The organism is Paenibacillus sp. FSL W8-0194, assembly GCF_037969745.1.
In the GTDB taxonomy this organism is placed as follows: domain Bacteria; phylum Bacillota; class Bacilli; order Paenibacillales; family Paenibacillaceae; genus Paenibacillus_AQ; species Paenibacillus_AQ cookii.
Window position 1 is genome coordinate 5630970 of record NZ_CP150205.1, and the last position, 16543, is coordinate 5647512.

The following is a 16543-nucleotide window of genomic DNA, read 5'->3' on the forward strand; positions in this document are numbered from 1 at the left end:
CGGGAGCGCCGGCCCCCTGGGGCGGGGGAGGAGCCTGCTGCTGGTCGCGTGCGGCATCATTGTGCGGCATTCGGCTGCATCTCCTTTCCCAGTTGGGACTTGTAAATCTCCTGGTATACGCGGCAAGTTTGCATCAATTCCTCATGCGTCCCGCTGCCCGCGATTTCCCCGCGGTCCATGACGACGATCCGGTCGGCGTCCATTACCGAGGTAATCCGCTGGGCGATCAAAATGCAGGTCAATCCCTTCGCATACGTTCGCAATGCCTGCTTGATCCGTCCTTCGGTCGCGACGTCCACCGCGCTGGTACAGTCGTCCAAAATCAAAATCTCCGGCTTTCGGACAAGCGCTCTCGCGATGGAGAGCCGCTGCTTCTGCCCGCCGGAAAAGTTGACGCCGCCCTGGCCGATCCGGCTCCGGTATCCTTCCGGGGAGGCTATGATAAAGTCGTGCGCTTCCGCCGTCCGGGCCGCCTGCTCCAGCTCCTCGGCCGTCGCATCCTCTTTCCCCCAGCGCAGATTGTCTTCGACCGTTCCCGTAAACAGCATGATTTTTTGCGGGACGATGGCGATCGTTTCCCTAAGCTTGGCCGGGTCCATTTCCCGAACGTCAACGCCGTTCACTTTCACCGTGCCGGACGTCGCGTCGTAGAACCTCGGGATGAGGTGAACCAGCGACGTTTTGCCCGCGCCCGTCGACCCGATGATGCCTACGGTTTGCCCCGGCAAGCAGGTCAGCGTAAAATTCCGGATGACCGGATCGCCCGACGAACCGGCGTAAGCGAAGCTGACCTGCTCGAAATCGATCCGTCCCCGCTCCCCGGAGGCAGGCGCGGCATCCGCTCCTTCGCCCGGCATCCCGCTGTCCTCGGACATCACTTCGCCGATCCGGCCCGCCGATGCTTTCGCCCGAACGAACATGTTGAATACGTTCGAAATCATCATCAATGAAAACAATATTTGTGTCATATAATTGATGAATGCGATGATGCTGCCGACCTGCATTTGCCCGTTGTCAACGCGCAAGCCCCCAAGCCATAACACCGCGATGATGCCGAAATTGACCGCAAGCGATATGCCCGGGCCGAATACCGACATGACGCGCATCGAGGTCACCGAACGGGCCGTAAGTTCGTCGTTGGCAGCACGAAACTTCTCCACCTCGTAATCGAACCGGTTGAACGCCTTGACGACGCGCACGCCGGACAAATATTCCCTCATGACGCCGTTCACCCGATCCAGCGCGCGCTGCACGCGGATGAAAAACGGGAAGCCGATCTTCATATTCAGCACGATGAGCACGGCCACGAAGGGCACGACGACCGCAAGCACGACGGATAAATGGACGTCCAGCCGGACCGCCATGATTAAGCTGCCGAGCCCCAGCAAAGGCGCTTTGACGAAAAACCGCATCAGTCCGTTCACGAAGTTCTGCACCTGCGTTACGTCGTTCGTCAGGCGGGTGACCAGCGAGGCCCGGTCGAAGCGGTCCATCCGCTCGAACGAAAGCGACTGGATTTTGCGGAACAAATCGGACCTGACCTCGGCCCCGAAACGCTGCGATACATGGCTTGAAATGACGTTGCGGATCGATGCCGACAACGCGCCGATGCCCGTCACGAGCAGCATCAGTCCGCCCAGCTCGAATACCTTGTCCATGCTTCCTTTCGCGACGCCGTCGTCGATGACCTTGGACATGATGGTCGGCTGCAGCAAATCGCAAAACGCCTCCAGCGTCAAAAAGAGCACCGCCACGCAAAACAGCTTTCCGTATTTCCGGACATATTTCCGTAGAAATGACAAAGCGACACCCACCTCCCGCGGTTTAGGGCCGTATTTTCCGAACGCCCCACCCCTTTATGTATGTACATACATATTCGCCGATCGGGACGACATCCGTCAATCTCTCAGCCATGCATCGAAAAAGTTTTTGTACCCTTCCTTCATCACCCGGCTGGAAAACTGGTCGAACGCATAATAACGGTTGTCCATCGAATGGGACTGCGGCAGCGCGGCCGCCATGTTCACGAGCTCGAACCAGTTTTCCTCATGCCCGGAAAAGGAATGGCGCGCATTGATATGGCGGTAGCATGGATGCTCCGGCTTCACGACGATTTTGCCCATCGCAAGCGCCTCCGTGAGCGGCATGGCAAACGTATCGAAACGGGAGCAGTTCCAGTACACCTTCGCGGTGTTCATCAGCGCAAACACCTCGTCCTGGCTCAGCGCAAACCGCAGCCGCACGTTATCGGGAACGTCGTATTTTTTCATGCTTTCCCGGTAACGCTCGCCGCCGAACACCATGAACACTTCCTTGTCCGGATTCTGCTTCGCGTATTTCAGCACCAGATCCGGCCGCCGGTTCTCCTCGTCCCTGCCGATCCATAAAATGCGGTTATGCACGACCTGCGAAGGGTCAAAGTGCTTTTGCGCCAGGCTTTCGCTGAAGCCGATCGGAATGACGTCCACGTCGGTAATCCCGAAATTCCGGGCAAATTCCTCTTTCAGAAACTCCGTCTGCACGATGGCTTTGTCCACAATTTGATAAAAAGGCTTCATCATTTCGTATCCCGTCAAAGCCGGATCCGGAAAGCTGTGCGGAAAAAGGACGCTTTTTTCGATGAACATCTTCAGGTACGTAAACCCGGACACCGTGTAGATGACATGCTCGATGCCCTGTTCGTGGATTTGGTCCAGCACAACGTCGTAATTGACCAAATCCCCTTTTTCGTGCTCGTATCCCGGCAGCCAATCATACCCGCTGACATGGCGCTCCGGGGAAACAAACACGATGTCCACGCCCAGCTCCTGCCCGATCGCTTTCAGGCGGTCCGCAAACACGCGCGGCCCCTGGTTTTCGCGAAACTGGATTTTTCTCATGACCAGTCCGACTTTTTTCATATGTCTAATCATCCTTTTTTGCTGTGTCTTTGGTTTAAGTTAAAAGCGGCAGCGCCAGCAGCGCCATTTCCAGGCAGACGCGCCGCTCGGGCTCCAAATAGTCTTCGCCGAGAATCTCCATCAATTTATCGAGCCGGTTGTAAAGGGTCTGCCGGTGGATATACAGCGCTTTGGCCGTGTCGTTTTTGGAACCCATGCATTTCAAATACATGTCGAGCGTCTGCAGCAGATGCAGATGATGCTCCTGATCATAGGCAATCAAGGCGCCGAGCTGGTCCTGGACGAACGATTCGAGCGCTTCCGCCGGGATTGCCTTCAGCAGCCGGTATACCCCGATCCGGTCGTAAAAAAGGGCATCCTGAACCGCAGCCCTTGATCTCGCCACCTCGAGCACCTGCTCCGCTTCCTTGAAGCTCCGGTGCATATCCGTCATCCGGTTGCGGACGAGGCCAAACCCGGCGTGCAGCCGGAATACAGGCGCCCCCGAAGCCGGATGCTGCAGCCGTTCCACGATTTTGCGGATCGTCTGCTGCAGGGAAACCGGCGCATCCTCTCTGGCGGGTTTCTCCCGCGCGCACAGCACGTAAATCCTGCGTCCCTTCTGCATGAGCAGGTTATGAAGGGCGTATTTTTTCAAAAGCGCGCGCAGCCGGACGAGCAGGTCCTGCTGATCCGATTCGACCTTGTCCCGGTCCGGCTCTTCGTCTCCCCCGCCATATTCCGCTTCGATCATCCCGCCGGCAAACCACATTTCGCTTTGCTTCGGCGGCCGCAGCCCCATGCGCATCCGTGCTTCCTCTTCGTCCTCGATCTGGTGGTTCAAAATGTCCTGGATCAGCTGATTCTGGTCGCGGAGCATTTTTTCCTCCAGAAAAAGCATTCTAAGGAGGAGCGAAGCCAGCGATTTGGCGGTGTAATCCAGCAGCAGCGTCAGCCTCTCCTGCACCTGCTGGCGGGGCAGCACCAGCCCGACATGGGCCAGCGTCTGCCCGAGGCAAATGACGGGCTGCGTCAGCAGCAGCCTCTCCTGCGGCAGCTCGAACATGCCCGCCTCCTGGTGGGCGGATTCGTTTCCTTCCACGCGCTGCCGGTAAAAGGCGGCAATTTCGTCCGCAGCGGCCGGGGATATGCCGCGGGGCATAAATTTATTCGTATCCACGGTGGAGTAGTACACAACCTGCTGCTTGGCGTATTCATATAATACATGGAGGATCGCGTTCACGTCGGTGCTTTGAAGGGTGATCTGCTGAAGCCTGCGGGAAAAGGCCTCCAAATCCTTCAGCATCTGGTGCTGCTGGTTGATGAGCAGGCCGTGGATATCCTGGGTAATTTCCACGAACCGGACAGGCTGCTCGAACACGATCAGGGGAAAATCGGATGCGTCTGCAAGTTCGATGATTTCGGCCGGGATGTTTTCGATGCTCGTGCCGAGCTCCACGCACAGCCCTGCCGCTTCCTGGCGGATGAGCTGCTGCATGTAGGACAGGCGCTGCTGCTCATAATGGCGGAGCCAAAGCCCGGTCGTCATGATCAGATCGTTTTTCGTGACGTATGGGGCCACGTTGGCGATTTCCAGGATGTGAACCCATCCGACCTTGCGGCCGGTTCCGCCCGCGCCTGCGATCAGCCGGGCCTTCCGAAATACGGGGCGTTCCAGAACGTCCCTGATATATAGCGTAAATTCGCCCAAAGCCGTCACGTCCCCTCTCGTTAATGGAGTCATTATAGAAGTTTGGAGATCCATTTTCAATATGGGCGACATGCCCGCCCGGCTGAACAAAATGTCCTGTCATGTGATCTATTCCCTTGACAAGACGTATGATGCTTCGCCGCAAAATCGATTGTAAACTTTTACTGTCAAGGTTTTGCGCGATTTGATGGAGCTTGCATTTATTTTTAGGAGAAGGTGATCTGTCATGAACATCGGAATACCGAAAGAGATCAAAAACAACGAAAATCGGGTTGCCGTTACCCCGGCAGGCGCCTTGGAGTTCGTCCAGCACGGCCACAAGGTCCTCGTCGAGCGCGGCGCCGGTCTTGGAAGCGGATTCACGGACGAAGAATACCATGAAGCAGGCGCGGTCCTGTTGGCGGAAGCCAAGGATGTATGGGATCAGGCCGACATGATCATGAAGGTTAAGGAGCCGCTGTTAAGCGAATACGGATATTTCCGCAAAGGGCTGATCCTGTTCACCTACCTGCATCTGGCTGCCGAACCCGAGCTGGCCAAAGCGCTTGTCGCCTCGGGCGTGCATGCCATCGCATATGAAACGGTCAACGTGAACGGCACGCTGCCGCTCCTGACGCCGATGAGCGAAGTGGCGGGACGGATGGCCGCGCAGATCGGCGCGCAGCTGCTCGAACGACCGCATGGCGGCAAAGGCATTTTGCTGTCCGGCGTTCCCGGCGTTGCCAGAGGCAAGGTCACGATCATCGGCGGAGGCGTCGTCGGCATGAACGCGGCCAAAATCGCCGTAGGATTAGGCGCTGACGTGACGCTGCTCGATTTGAGCATTCCGCGTCTGCGCCAGCTGGACGATATTTTCGGCAACCAGATCCATACCCTCGTCTCCAGCCCGGCCAACATCGCCAAGGCGGTGGCGGACACCGACCTGCTGATCTGCGCCGTTCTCATTCCGGGGGCCAAAGCGCCCCGCCTCGTCACGGAAGCGATGGTAAAAACGATGAAGCCCGGTTCCGTGATCGTCGACGTCGCGGTCGACCAGGGCGGCGTGGTCGAAACGATCGACCATATCACGACGCACGACAACCCGACTTACGTCAAACACGGCGTCGTCCATTACGCCGTCGCCAACATGCCGGGCGCGGTGCCCCGCACGTCGACGCTGGCGCTTACGAATGCGACGATGCCTTTCGCGCTCAAGCTTGCAGGCACGGAGCTGCGGCAGCTGCTTGCGGCGAACCCCGCCATCCGCAGCGGCGCAAACGTCATTAACGGCCACGTGACGCATGAAGCGGTCGCCCGCGATTTGGGATACGACTACGTCCCGGCGGAAAAAGCGTTCAGCCAGGTGACGATTTAACCTATGCCGGCAACGAAAAACAGGGTCCCTTGCGGCGGCCCTGTTTTTCCTTTTCATATGATGGCGTGCACCTAGATCAAGGTGCCCTTTCTCAGCATTTTGATAGGATGATCGTTGACGACCAAAGGCAGCATCTTCGTGCCGCTGACCATGGGCGAGCTGCAGTGTGCGCAAACCGGCTCCTGCTCAAAGGCAAAGTTATCCCGCATCCAGCCATTGCAGTCCTCGTTGGTGCAGGACCAAATCGCCGTATCCGCTTGAGGAATCTCCTCAACCACTTTTTTTCCGAAGTACATTTAATCCCATCCTCATCCTATATTTTCGTCAGCATCCCAGCTGTTTCCTTAGTATGACCCGGAAGGGCTGAATTATGTTCCATGCATAAAGAATGGATCGGCCAGCCCTCCGCCACTAAAAAGGGATGGTCTGTCTTACTATATATATTTCGTATCGGGACTAATATTGCACCTTTTTGAAAATTCGAATGCTGCGTTCGGGCCAGCCGAAGCCGATATCATCGCCTCCGCTTTCCCCATGCCCCCGGGCATCCGGGAGCAGGACGTTGCAGCCCCATTTTTCATGGTACATTCTGGCGTAGCTGCTCATTTGCGTCGCGTCTTATTTGGTTTAGTATATCACAAAAATTCCCATCATTTCTTTTCCATTTCATAATAGGCCTGATCCGCATAGGCCCGGTCGTTTCCCTTCAAGTAAGCCCGCACGATGCCCGGATTTTTAACTAAACACCAATCCCCATACTGGTCGAATTTTCGGCATGAAGTCGTCATCAGCGCTTTCGTGACGGTACCGTATTTTTTCCCGTTCTGTTTGCCCCATTTGTTCAGGCGGCTGGCAAATTCGATATCTTCCGCCATGAGCATCTGTTCGTTAAAACCGCCCACCGCGTCAAAGTCCTTTTTGTACCCCCAGAAGAGGCCTACGGTTAACGGCCCGTATTTAAAAAGGAGCGGAACGATCAGCACAAGCGCCGACATGGCGATGCCGAGCGAATTCCGTTCAAAAGCCGAGCGGACGCCGCCGCCGATATATTTGCCCGTTTGCAGCATCCGGTCGATTTCGGTCAGCATATTGTCCGTCACCCAGCTGTCGGCGTCGATCGTCACGATGATTTCCCCTCTGGCGGCCCCAATGCCGGCGTTTCGGATCTGCGACAAGTTTTTGTGATCGACCGGCAGCGTGACAGCGCCGTAAGATTGGGCAATATCGGCCGTCCGGTCGGTGCAGCGGTTGATCATCACGATCACCTCGACCTGCCCCGGATAAGGTCTGGCGGCGGCAGCTATGGAATCGAGGCAGCGGCCGATATATTTCTCCTCGTTTCGTGCCGGAATATGACGGAAAACTTAATGGGTTGATCGGTACCCGATGCAAATGGGCTATTCATGATTCATCGCTCCTCAAGGAATAAATTATTTTTGAATCCCTTCGAGTAATAGCTTGGTTGCTTTGCGGTAAAACCGTTTGGCGTCTTCCTTGCCCATCATCTGGATGTGGTCGCTGAGGCCGGAAAAATAGCCTAGAATCATCATGCTCAGCTCCTGCGCGTTGCCGCCTTTCCACTCGCCGCGGTCGAGACCGGCTTGCACGAGCCGCTCGAAGCGCTGCATATACGCCATCATTGTGCCGAGAAACCGCTGCCCCGCCTCGGAATCCGCGCCGACGCGGCTTATGAATTCCTCTCCCGCCTTATTGAGCGGCTTTTCGAGCGTGTCCACAAAATAATCCGCGTACTTATACAGCTGCTCCGTGGCCGTCATTGTCCCGTCGATCTCCTGGTCCCAGTTCTCCCACGACGCCGTAAACGCCTGGTCGGCGATATAAATGAACAGATCCTCTTTGCTGTCGAAATGGTGATAGAGGCCTCCCCTGCTGCAGCCGGCGGCGCTGCAAATATCGCTCATGGAGGTTGCCGCGTAGCCTTTCACCGCAAACAGCCCCTTGGCGGCTTCCACAATATCCCGTTTCGTTTGTTCCGCTTCGTCTTTGCTTTTTTTCATGATCCCAATGCCTTTCCCATTAATGCGACCGACTGATCGGTCTGTATAAATTGTATTCCATGTATTTCCTTTTGGCAATATGTATTTGTGAATATTTGACGAGCGGCCGATCAAAAATCAATCGTTACGTCCAAGGAAGTGTAAGCGTTGTACTTATATAGGGTCATGCGCACAGAGCAAGGAAATGCCTCCTTGTTGTCGAAGAAGTATAATAGACAAACCAGGATAGGAGCAACAAAACATGATTCGCAAACTGACGCCGGAAGAGCTGGAGTCCATCCCCGCTTCGCTCGACCGCGAGAGGCATTTTTTATATTATTCATATTTGACGTTCCGAAAGCCGCGCACGACGCATTACGGGCAATTTACAGACCAAGGCGAGCTGCTTGGAGTGTTGGCCTTTCTGGAGGGGCTTCCGTTTTATGCCTTTTCCATATTCCCCGTGCATCCATCGTTTGATTTTCCGGCCGTTCTGGCGTTTACGAAAAAAGAACTTCGGCTGCCGGACGAGGCGATCGGCAATTTCATCGTGCACGAGGAGGACATGGCCGCTCTTCGCGGACAAATGGCGTTCGCCAAACCTCCGGAAAAACTGTTTCTCATGAAGCATATACATCATCAGATGCTGCCCGCCGCGGATCCGCGGGTCCAGCGTTTGGAGCCATCCCGCTTTGACCGGATTGAGGCCTTGATGAAAAAGATCGGCACCATGGCATTTTCGGCCGATGAGCTTCAGTACCCTTTCTATGGCGTGATGGACAATGAGCGGCTTGCCGCCGCAGGAGGGTATCACATTTACGGCGCGGATTACGTGGAGCTCGGTAATATCGGGACGGATCCCGCTTTCCGGAGACAAGGCTTGGGGAAAATGGTTTGCGCAGAGCTCACCCGCGCAGGAGCGGCTGCGTCTCCGAACGTTTACCTGAATGTTTTTGAAGAGAACGAAGCCGCCATCCGGCTTTATCGATCCATTGGCTACGAAACGGTTGCCATTCAGCACATCATCCAATTTTTCATGCCTGCTGATAGCCATAAATAACCCTTGCGAAAGGAAGTGATCCCGATGTCCGATTTCAACGACGAATTCAGCTCCATGCTCATTCTGGACCGGATGAACCCCGATCCGCAGCAGGATGCGCTGTATCCGTTCGCGCTCGACGAACTGCTGTGCAAGGAGACCGGCAGAGGCGGACCGCCCTTGCTGCATATTTGGCGCCAACCCCGCTCCTTTATCATCGGGCTGCGCGACAGCCGCCTGCCGGGGGCGGCCAAAGCCTGCGCCTGGCTGGAGGCGCTCGGGTACAAAACGGCCATCCGCAATTCCGGCGGCGCGGCCGTGCCGCTTGACGCGGGCGTCGTGAACCTGTCGCTCATCCTGCCCAAGCAGGGCAAAGGCGACGAACGTTTCCGCGGCGATTTCGAGCGGATGTATGCCCTCATTCGCGAGGCGCTGGCCCATACGGGCGTAACGGTCGACAAAGGCGAAATTGCAGGGGCGTATTGTCCCGGGGATTTCGACCTGAGCATCGGCGGCCGGAAATTTTGCGGGATTGCGCAGCGTCGCCAGGCGCATGCCTTCGTCGTGCAGGCCTTTGTCATCGCCGACGGCTCGGGGCAGGAGCGGGCCCGGCTCGTGCGGGAATTTTACGACCGGGCGGGCAAAGGGGCGGACCCCGGCGATTTCCCGCAGGTGGACAGCGGCAGCACTGCTTCCCTCGCCGAACTTGCAGGGCTCGGCCCCGGGGCGGCGGCAAGCTTCGCGGAAGCGGTCAAAAACGTCGTCCGCAGCCGCCAATCCGCCGAAGGCATCGCCGAATCGGCCGCGCGGCTGACGCTGCCGGGCACCCGGGAGGTTACCGCGATGGCGGAGCAGCTTAAGCAGCGTTATGCGCCGAAGGAACAGGTGTAACCAAAACATCGGCCCGTGAATTTTATATCAAGAAAGACGGCGACATCTGCAAGATGCCAAACCCGGCAACCGGGCATGTCGGCGGTTACGGAAATCCATCAAGCGAAGCTTCCCGGATGCCCAAGGGCTCCCATAGGCTTCGCTACTTTTATGCGGCGGCGATGCCCTCTCTTGTCCTTGCCTCGGTCCACAGACGGAGAACGATTTCCTTCTCGCGCCGTTATCCGGAAAATTCAGGATATTGTACACTCATATCAATTCCCGCGCCCTGAGAACTCCGAAAAGGTCGCCAGGACGCATGTACCGGATAAAATTTTTAGGAAATGAGGCAAACCCCGTATGGAACTTTTCCGCAACGCTATTTTTGTCAGAATGTTTTTGGCCGCCTTCGCGTCCCAGCTCGGCTCGATGGTCGGCAGCATGGCTTTCGCCTTCTATTTGGTCGACCGGTTCAGCAATCAGCCGGCTTACGCCTCGGTTGCCGAACTGATGTATTCGCTGCCGACGCTGGTCGTTTTCCTGTTCGTCGGCGTGCTGGCCGACCGGCTGGACCGCAAACGGATCGCCGTGCAAAGCGACTGGATCCGGGCCGCTTTATCCGTCGTCCTGCTGCTCTGCATTCATCAGGATTGGATCATCGCCGCCTTCGCCATCCTGTTCCTGCGGAGCGCGATTTCGAAATTTTTTACCCCTGCCGAGATGAGCTTGATGCAGGGCATTATGAAGCCGGAGCAATATGTGAAGGCGTCCAGCCTGAATATGTCGATCATGGGCATCTTCATGCTGTTCGGCATGAGCATGGGCTCCGCCGCTTACTATTACCTCGGCATCGAAGGAGCCATCATCATCGATACCGCAAGCTTCATCATATCGGGCATCCTGCTTGCGACATGCCATTTTCCGGCCGAAGTGCGCCAGCCGAACGGCAAAGTGAAGCTGCGCGACCTCAACCTGAAAAGCATGGCGGCCGACTTTGGCGCGGGCTTCCAATACATCGTCCGTTCCCGGCTGCTCCTTGCGATCATTCTCGGTTTCTTTTTCTTCGGCATCGTCAACGGCGTGTTTTCGATCCTCCCCCTGTTTACGATGAAATACGAGCTCAGTCCCGACCGCTATCAGGTGTATAACCCGCTGGTCATGGTTTTCCTCGGCATCGGTTACCTCATAGGCAGCGCGTTTAGTTCCCTGCTGATTAAAAAATGCGGCAAGGTGGCCGTGCTGATTACCGGACTGTTCCTTACGATGGCGCTGACCCTTGCTGCCGGACTCTCCGGAAACATTCAAATTTACTTGGGGGTCATGGTCCTGCTCGGCATCATCCTGGCTCCCATCAACGTGGTGCTCGGCGGTTGGCTGCCGGAGCTGGTCGAGCCGCAAAGCATGGGCCGCGTCAGCGCCTGGATCGAGCCCCTGAACACGACCGGGCAGGCGATTGCGCTCGGCTTCATCTCGGTGGCGTTTCCCGCGATCGTGAACGTTACGGCGCTGTACTGGATTTTGGCCGTCAGCATGCTGATCGTCAGCGTATATTACCTGATCGCCCTTCCGGGGCTCCACCGCAAGCATCAGAGCGCCATGAAGACGGAGATGACCGCCTAATTTACGCATTTTGTCCAAACGCCGCATTTGACTTTCCGGGAGAAATGTTTATGTTTAGATATCAGGACGCCAACGTTCGAAACCGAAATCACTCGCGATCCTGATACCGCAACAATAACGCGCCTCCCGGATGCTTCTCCGTTCTTCTTCGGCGAATGAAGGCTGACAACGCGTGCACCGGGAAGCAGAAAAACGATAGAGGTGAACAGGCCATGCGGCTCCTGGTCATAGAAGACGATAAGCATTTGTCCGATACGATCTGCGCAACGACGCGGGATTTGTACGAGACGGAGCAGGCCTTTGACGGCGAAGAGGGCTTGTATCTGGCGGAGCAAAACATTTATGACGCAATCGTTCTGGACGTGATGATGCCGGGACTGAGCGGCTACGAGGTGCTCGGACGCCTCCGGCAGCAGGGGATTCTGACGCCGGTGCTCATCCTGACGGCCAAAGACGGGATCGACGACAAAATCCGCGGCTTCCAACAGGGAGCCGACGACTACCTCGTCAAGCCGTTCCACCGCGAGGAGCTGCTGCTGCGCCTGGAGGCGATCCTGCGCCGCTCCGTCGGCGGGTTCAAGCAGCATACGCTGCTGTTCAAGGAGCTTAAGCTGAATTTGAAAAGCCGCGAGGTTCAGATCGGCGAGGCGCCGGTCCTGCTCAACGGCAAACAAATCGACCTGCTCGAATATTTGATCAACAACAAAAACATCATTTTGACGAAGGAGCAAATTTTCGACCGCGTCTGGGGCATGGACTCCAGCACCGCCAACACCGTCATCGAAGTGTACGTGAGCAATTTGCGCAAGAAATTCAAGCCCTTCGGCTACGACAAGTACATCAAAACGATCAGAGGCATGGGATACATGCTGACCGAGAACGGAGACGACCATGAATAAAAACAAAGTCATCCGCAGCCAGCAGCTGCGGTTCATGGTCTATACGCTGATCGCCTTTACCCTTCTGTTCGGCATGTTCGGGGCGATCATTTTCGGCCAGATCCAATCGACGCTGTACGCCAAAACCGACTCGGACCTGACGGCATCCAAAAGATGGCTCGAGACCGGCGGAGCCGGCGCCGAACGCGGCAAAGAACCGATTCGCGACAAATACGGCTTCCCCCCTGCCAAAGGCCGGGGATTGAACCCGCGGGTCATTCCGCTTCTGTGGAGCGACGGACACATCGCCAATGCCGAGCAGATCGGCTTCATCACTTACAATCATTACTTCAGCGAAATGAGCTTCGATCCCGCCACCATCGGCGTCATTTCCAACGTGACGGTGCAAGGCAAATACCATTTCCGGACCGTTTCCATTCCCTATCCCGCGGCGGAGGGGAGCTATGTGCAGCTGCTGGTCAACGTGGACCCCGAGCAAAACCTGATCGACAATTTCAAACGGATCATCATTATGTGTTCGGCCTTATTTATCTTGCTGTCGATCAGCGCGAGTTACATGTTGTCCCGGAAAATGATGAAACCGATCATCCGCTCCTGGGACAAACAAGCGGAGTTCGTGGAAAATGCCTCGCATGAGCTGCGGACGCCGCTGACGATCATCCAGAACAAGCTGGAGCTGCTGCAGACGATGCCGGAGAAGCGGATCATCGATACGTTCGAAAATATCGCCCTCTCCCTCTCGGAAACGCGGCGGCTGTCCCGCATGACGGCCGACCTGCTGACGCTGGCGAGAGCCGATTCGACCGAAACGCAGCTGGAAAAGCAAACGATCGAGCTGGACGAATTCGTGGACAACGTATGCCGCCCCTATAAGGAAATCGCCGAGCTGTCCGAAAAAAGCATGCAGCTTAGGCTGCACAGCCGGACCCGGCTGAAGGCGGACCCCGAGCGGCTGCACCAGCTCCTTGTCATTCTGCTGGACAATGCCCTGAAATATACCGGCGAACATGACAGCATCGCCATCAGCACGTACGTCAAAGAAAACAAAGCGTTCATCGAAGTCAGCGACACCGGCATCGGCATCAGCGAGGAAGGGCTTTCCCGCATCTTTGACCGCTTTTACCGCGAAGACCGGGCGCGGTCGCGCGAGCAAGGCGGCTCCGGGCTCGGCCTCTCCATCGCCCAGTGGATCGTCCACAGCCATCACGGGACGATCCAGGCGCTGCATAACGAGCCGAAGGGCGTCATTTTCCGGATTCGGCTGCCGAAGCAGTAAGGCTTTATTTGAATCCATAAAAAAATCAGCCCGTTCCCTTTCCCGGTCCGGGCTGATTTGTTATGTCCGCATACGAATCCTGCGGCCCCATGTTATGCATAAGCACTCTCGAAGCCCGTATGCAGAAGGGCAGCCTTGTATCCTCTACCTTTTTCCGCCTCCCCTCACTCTCCTCGACACCAGCCTCACCAAATCCACCGTAAGCGCCGGCAGCGACACCCAAGCGGGATAAGCCAGGAAACGCGGCTCCCATTCAGGGGAAAATTTCTCTTTGTATCTCCGCAAACCTTTGAATCCGTACCAATGGCCGCCGTATTGGAATACGAGAGCCGCAAGCTTTTCCTCGCGCAGCGCGCTTTTGCTCTCCCCGACGCTGGACAAGGGCGCATTGCCGAGGTTGAAAACCTTGTATCCCTGGGCCTTGCACCACTCCAACAGCCGGATAAACAGAACATCCATCGTGCCGTTCGGGGTGCCGCTGCGGTGGCGCATCAAGTCGATCGACATCGTCCGGCCCCCGTCGTATCCCGGGGCAAGCGACGCAAACGCCAAGATCATGCCCTGATCGTCCCTGAGAACCGCAATCGGGGCTTGTTCCAAGTAGGTTTTATCGAACCAGCCGAGCGAAAAGCCCTTCTCCCTCCGCCCCTTGATCCATTGATCCGAGACCGTCCGAAGTTCTTCGAACAACGGATCGGCAAAAGGCGGGTGCACCACTTCGAAAACATATCCCTCGCGATCGAAACGGTTGCGGACGCTCCGCAGGTCGGCTGCCTTTTTGCCGCTGAGGGTGAAGTTCTCCAAAGGAACGAGCGCTTCTTCCCCCAATTTAAAAAAACGGTAGCCGTGTTCATGGTAAACGGGCAGAAATTCGGGCGTGGCCTGGTAAAACACGACGGACATCGCGTATTCGTCGGCATACTGCTGGAATTCGGCAATGGCGTCCGGCACCAGCTTCATCGGTCCGATCGGGTCGCCCAGCACCACCAGCTTGTCCCTTGACTTGGCATAAGGAAGCAGCACCTGACCGTCCTGGGCCCAGAAAAAGCTTTTGTCTCCCGCAAACAGCATGTGGGTGAGCATATTGCCTTGTGTGTCCCTTAAGAAAAGCCGGAGCTTCTCAAGCTCCTCCGGACCCGCCCCGGTCGCGATATTCCGGTTCGGGCGCAGCAGCATCAGCATCGTCAGCAGCAGCCATGCGCCTGCCAGGCCAATGCATGCCGTCATGGCATACGGTTTCGGCCCGAACATCCAGTGGATGCGATCGGCCGTCGGCAGATGCCTGAGCCAGCCATGGTGGACATGGCTTCCGATCCAGTAGTACGCAAAAGCGATGACCGCCGACAATGCATACCAGAGCAGGCAGCTTCGGAAGTCGACGACGGCGCCCTTGCGGTAAAACCTCGATCGGGACATCCAAAGCGCAAGGCCGACGATCAGCAGAAAAATCGCTTCCTCGAAATCAAACGCCTTCGTAAACGTAAAAATCGCGCCGGCAAGCAGCAGAACCCCTGTCCAAACATATGCGCGGCGAATCCGCAGCGAAATGCCCCGGGAAAGAATGATGAGCATAAACCCGATAACGACCGTCAGCAGATGGGAGATGCGCATGATGGGCATCGACAGCAATTCCTCCGTCAGTTTCAGGCGGTAGAGCAAGCCGGGCATCGCAGCCGAGAGCAGGAGCGCGAGGCCGCTCACGAACACCAGCTTCCCGAGCGCCCACGCGCCCAGATCGCTTAAAAACCGGAATTGCCCCGGCCAACGCCACAACCGCTGCCATATGTTCAAAGGGAACTCCGGGGTCGCGTTTTCCCCGGCCCGCTTGGCCGCGCTGCCCAGCTCAAAGGCCGACAGGATCAGGCCGATCAGCCACGGAACGATGTAATAAAACAGCCGGAACAGGACAAGCACCGCCATGGCCCGGCCGGAAGGGAAACCCATCTGCTCCAGCCCGAGCAGCACCATCAAGTCGAACGCCCCGATGCCTCCCGGCGCCATGCTCAGAATGCCGGCGATCGCCGCGACCGAATACATGCCGATCACGTCCCGGAAGGATACGTCGTGCAGGACGCTGCCGGCGATCATCCAAAAGGTGATGCCCGCGCAGGCCCATTCCAAAAGCGAAGCGCTGAGCGATACGCCGACCGTCGTCCACGGCGTTCTCCCTTCCCCGCGGTTAAACCATTTCGCAAACAGAGAGGACCGCTGCATCAGGACAAATAAAGGCAAATACAAAGCCATCCCCCAGACGGCAAAAACAAGCCACCCATGCTCCTGCAGGAGCCCGTCCACGTTAAAAAGCCCAAAGATGATCCCCCAGGATAGGACCGACAGCCCCGTCACGACGACCGGGGAAAGGAACACGACGGCGGAAGCCATCAATACCGGCGATATCCCGCTTCGTTTATATAAAATCGTCCGGAGCCCGGCCCCGGTCAATCCCGCAAATCCGATGATGTTGTTAAACGTGTTGGCAATCCACGCATACCGAAACGTGCTCCAGAATCCAACCTTTAATCGAAAATGGCGGCGGATCATAAAATCGTAAAGGCTCATCACCGCAACGGAAAAAAGGGCAAACAGGAAAATTTCCGCAACGGACGAAGCCGGAAGCCGGCGCAACTCCCCAAATGTGCGTCCAATGGAAATCTGGGACAGCTCCCTTTTCCCTTCCCAGTAGACGAATCCGATCACCGCAAGCGGGATGAGCAGCCGAACGGCTTTGATCCTATATATGGATGCCAGGACGCGGAAAATTTTGTACCGCTCCAGCGTTTCCTTCATCGTCAAGCACCCTTTCACTTGAAAAGATTGGAATCCAAGTCCTCTCTATCCTAACAATAAAGCCATTCCGACACAAACCTCTGTCCAATGCCCAAAAAGGATATTTACATT

At 56.6% G+C, this 16543-nt stretch carries 12 protein-coding genes and 2 pseudogenes; 6 read left to right on the top strand and 8 right to left on the bottom strand.

Annotated elements, in window-relative coordinates; translation table 11 throughout:
- Nucleotides 1-56: 56 nt before the first annotated feature.
- The 3 genes from MKY58_RS26020 to MKY58_RS26030 form a co-directional block, all read right to left on the bottom strand.
- Entirely contained in the window at nucleotides 57-1802 is a 1746-nt protein-coding gene (locus MKY58_RS26020; protein WP_339322646.1) for an ABC transporter ATP-binding protein, read from the bottom strand.
- 96 nt (nucleotides 1803-1898) lie between these two features.
- Nucleotides 1899-2900, bottom strand: coding sequence for a glycosyltransferase (locus tag MKY58_RS26025; RefSeq protein ID WP_339322647.1), 1002 nt, complete (start codon nucleotides 2898-2900; stop codon nucleotides 1899-1901).
- A gap of 34 nt (nucleotides 2901-2934) precedes the next feature.
- Nucleotides 2935-4590 carry a PucR family transcriptional regulator ligand-binding domain-containing protein gene (locus MKY58_RS26030; protein WP_339322648.1) on the bottom strand — a complete coding sequence of 552 codons (1656 nt, stop codon included), beginning with the start codon at nucleotides 4588-4590 and terminating at the stop codon, nucleotides 2935-2937.
- A gap of 226 nt (nucleotides 4591-4816) precedes the next feature.
- Here MKY58_RS26030 and ald point away from each other — a divergent pair, with 226 nt between their 5' ends.
- Nucleotides 4817-5944: an alanine dehydrogenase gene (gene ald, locus MKY58_RS26035; RefSeq protein WP_339322649.1), complete on the top strand. Its 1128-nt coding sequence runs from the start codon at nucleotides 4817-4819 to the stop codon at nucleotides 5942-5944.
- Nucleotides 5945-6015: 71 nt separating this feature from the next.
- Here ald and MKY58_RS26040 read toward each other — a convergent pair whose 3' ends face one another.
- The 4 genes and pseudogenes from MKY58_RS26040 to MKY58_RS26055 form a co-directional block, all read right to left on the bottom strand.
- Nucleotides 6016-6240, bottom strand: coding sequence for a cold-shock protein (locus tag MKY58_RS26040; protein ID WP_339322650.1), 225 nt, complete (start codon nucleotides 6238-6240; stop codon nucleotides 6016-6018).
- A 193-nt stretch (nucleotides 6241-6433) separates the two neighbouring features.
- A pseudogene (locus tag MKY58_RS26045) lies at nucleotides 6434-6553 on the bottom strand (alpha/beta hydrolase); the annotation flags it as partial.
- A 41-nt stretch (nucleotides 6554-6594) separates the two neighbouring features.
- A pseudogene (locus tag MKY58_RS26050) lies at nucleotides 6595-7349 on the bottom strand (glycosyltransferase).
- Nucleotides 7350-7374: 25 nt separating this feature from the next.
- Complete coding sequence (locus MKY58_RS26055) at nucleotides 7375-7962, bottom strand: TetR/AcrR family transcriptional regulator (RefSeq protein ID WP_339322651.1); 588 nt, start codon at nucleotides 7960-7962, stop codon at nucleotides 7375-7377.
- Between the two features lie 241 nt (nucleotides 7963-8203).
- On the opposite strand from MKY58_RS26055, the gene MKY58_RS26060 reads away from it, so the two are divergent.
- The 5 genes from MKY58_RS26060 to MKY58_RS26080 all read left to right on the top strand — a co-directional run bounded on the left by MKY58_RS26060 (nucleotide 8204) and on the right by MKY58_RS26080 (nucleotide 13645).
- The gene (locus MKY58_RS26060) at nucleotides 8204-9001 is read left to right on the top strand and encodes an N-acetyltransferase (protein WP_339322652.1); all 798 of its coding nucleotides are present in this window, start codon (nucleotides 8204-8206) and stop codon (nucleotides 8999-9001) included.
- Between the two features lie 24 nt (nucleotides 9002-9025).
- A complete protein-coding gene (locus MKY58_RS26065) occupies nucleotides 9026-9871 on the top strand; it encodes a lipoate--protein ligase family protein (protein ID WP_339322653.1) in 846 nt (281 codons plus the stop codon).
- A gap of 339 nt (nucleotides 9872-10210) precedes the next feature.
- Nucleotides 10211-11470, top strand: a complete 1260-nt coding sequence (locus MKY58_RS26070; RefSeq protein WP_339322654.1) for an MFS transporter — start codon at nucleotides 10211-10213, stop codon at nucleotides 11468-11470.
- 212 nt (nucleotides 11471-11682) lie between these two features.
- Entirely contained in the window at nucleotides 11683-12369 is a 687-nt protein-coding gene (locus tag MKY58_RS26075; protein ID WP_339322655.1) for a response regulator transcription factor, read from the top strand.
- Nucleotides 12362-13645, top strand: a complete 1284-nt coding sequence (locus MKY58_RS26080; protein ID WP_339322656.1) for a HAMP domain-containing sensor histidine kinase — start codon at nucleotides 12362-12364, stop codon at nucleotides 13643-13645. The genes MKY58_RS26075 and MKY58_RS26080 overlap by 8 nt, the downstream gene beginning before the upstream one ends.
- Before the next feature lie 144 nt (nucleotides 13646-13789).
- Here MKY58_RS26080 and mprF read toward each other — a convergent pair whose 3' ends face one another.
- Entirely contained in the window at nucleotides 13790-16432 is a 2643-nt protein-coding gene (gene mprF / locus MKY58_RS26085; RefSeq protein WP_339322657.1) for a bifunctional lysylphosphatidylglycerol flippase/synthetase MprF, read from the bottom strand.
- Nucleotides 16433-16543: the final 111 nt, after the last annotated feature.

Coding starts and splice junctions, on each gene's coding strand:
- MKY58_RS26080 (WP_339322656.1), top strand. CDS start 12,362: ATGAATAAAAACAAAGTCATCCGCAGCCAGCAGCTGCGGTTCATGGTC.
- mprF (WP_339322657.1), bottom strand. CDS start 16,432: ATGAAGGAAACGCTGGAGCGGTACAAAATTTTCCGCGTCCTGGCATCC.
- MKY58_RS26025 (WP_339322647.1), bottom strand. CDS start 2,900: ATGAAAAAAGTCGGACTGGTCATGAGAAAAATCCAGTTTCGCGAAAAC.
- ald (WP_339322649.1), top strand. CDS start 4,817: ATGAACATCGGAATACCGAAAGAGATCAAAAACAACGAAAATCGGGTT.
- MKY58_RS26065 (WP_339322653.1), top strand. CDS start 9,026: ATGTCCGATTTCAACGACGAATTCAGCTCCATGCTCATTCTGGACCGG.
- MKY58_RS26075 (WP_339322655.1), top strand. CDS start 11,683: ATGCGGCTCCTGGTCATAGAAGACGATAAGCATTTGTCCGATACGATC.
- MKY58_RS26060 (WP_339322652.1), top strand. CDS start 8,204: ATGATTCGCAAACTGACGCCGGAAGAGCTGGAGTCCATCCCCGCTTCG.
- MKY58_RS26055 (WP_339322651.1), bottom strand. CDS start 7,962: ATGAAAAAAAGCAAAGACGAAGCGGAACAAACGAAACGGGATATTGTG.
- MKY58_RS26040 (WP_339322650.1), bottom strand. CDS start 6,240: ATGTACTTCGGAAAAAAAGTGGTTGAGGAGATTCCTCAAGCGGATACG.
- MKY58_RS26070 (WP_339322654.1), top strand. CDS start 10,211: ATGGAACTTTTCCGCAACGCTATTTTTGTCAGAATGTTTTTGGCCGCC.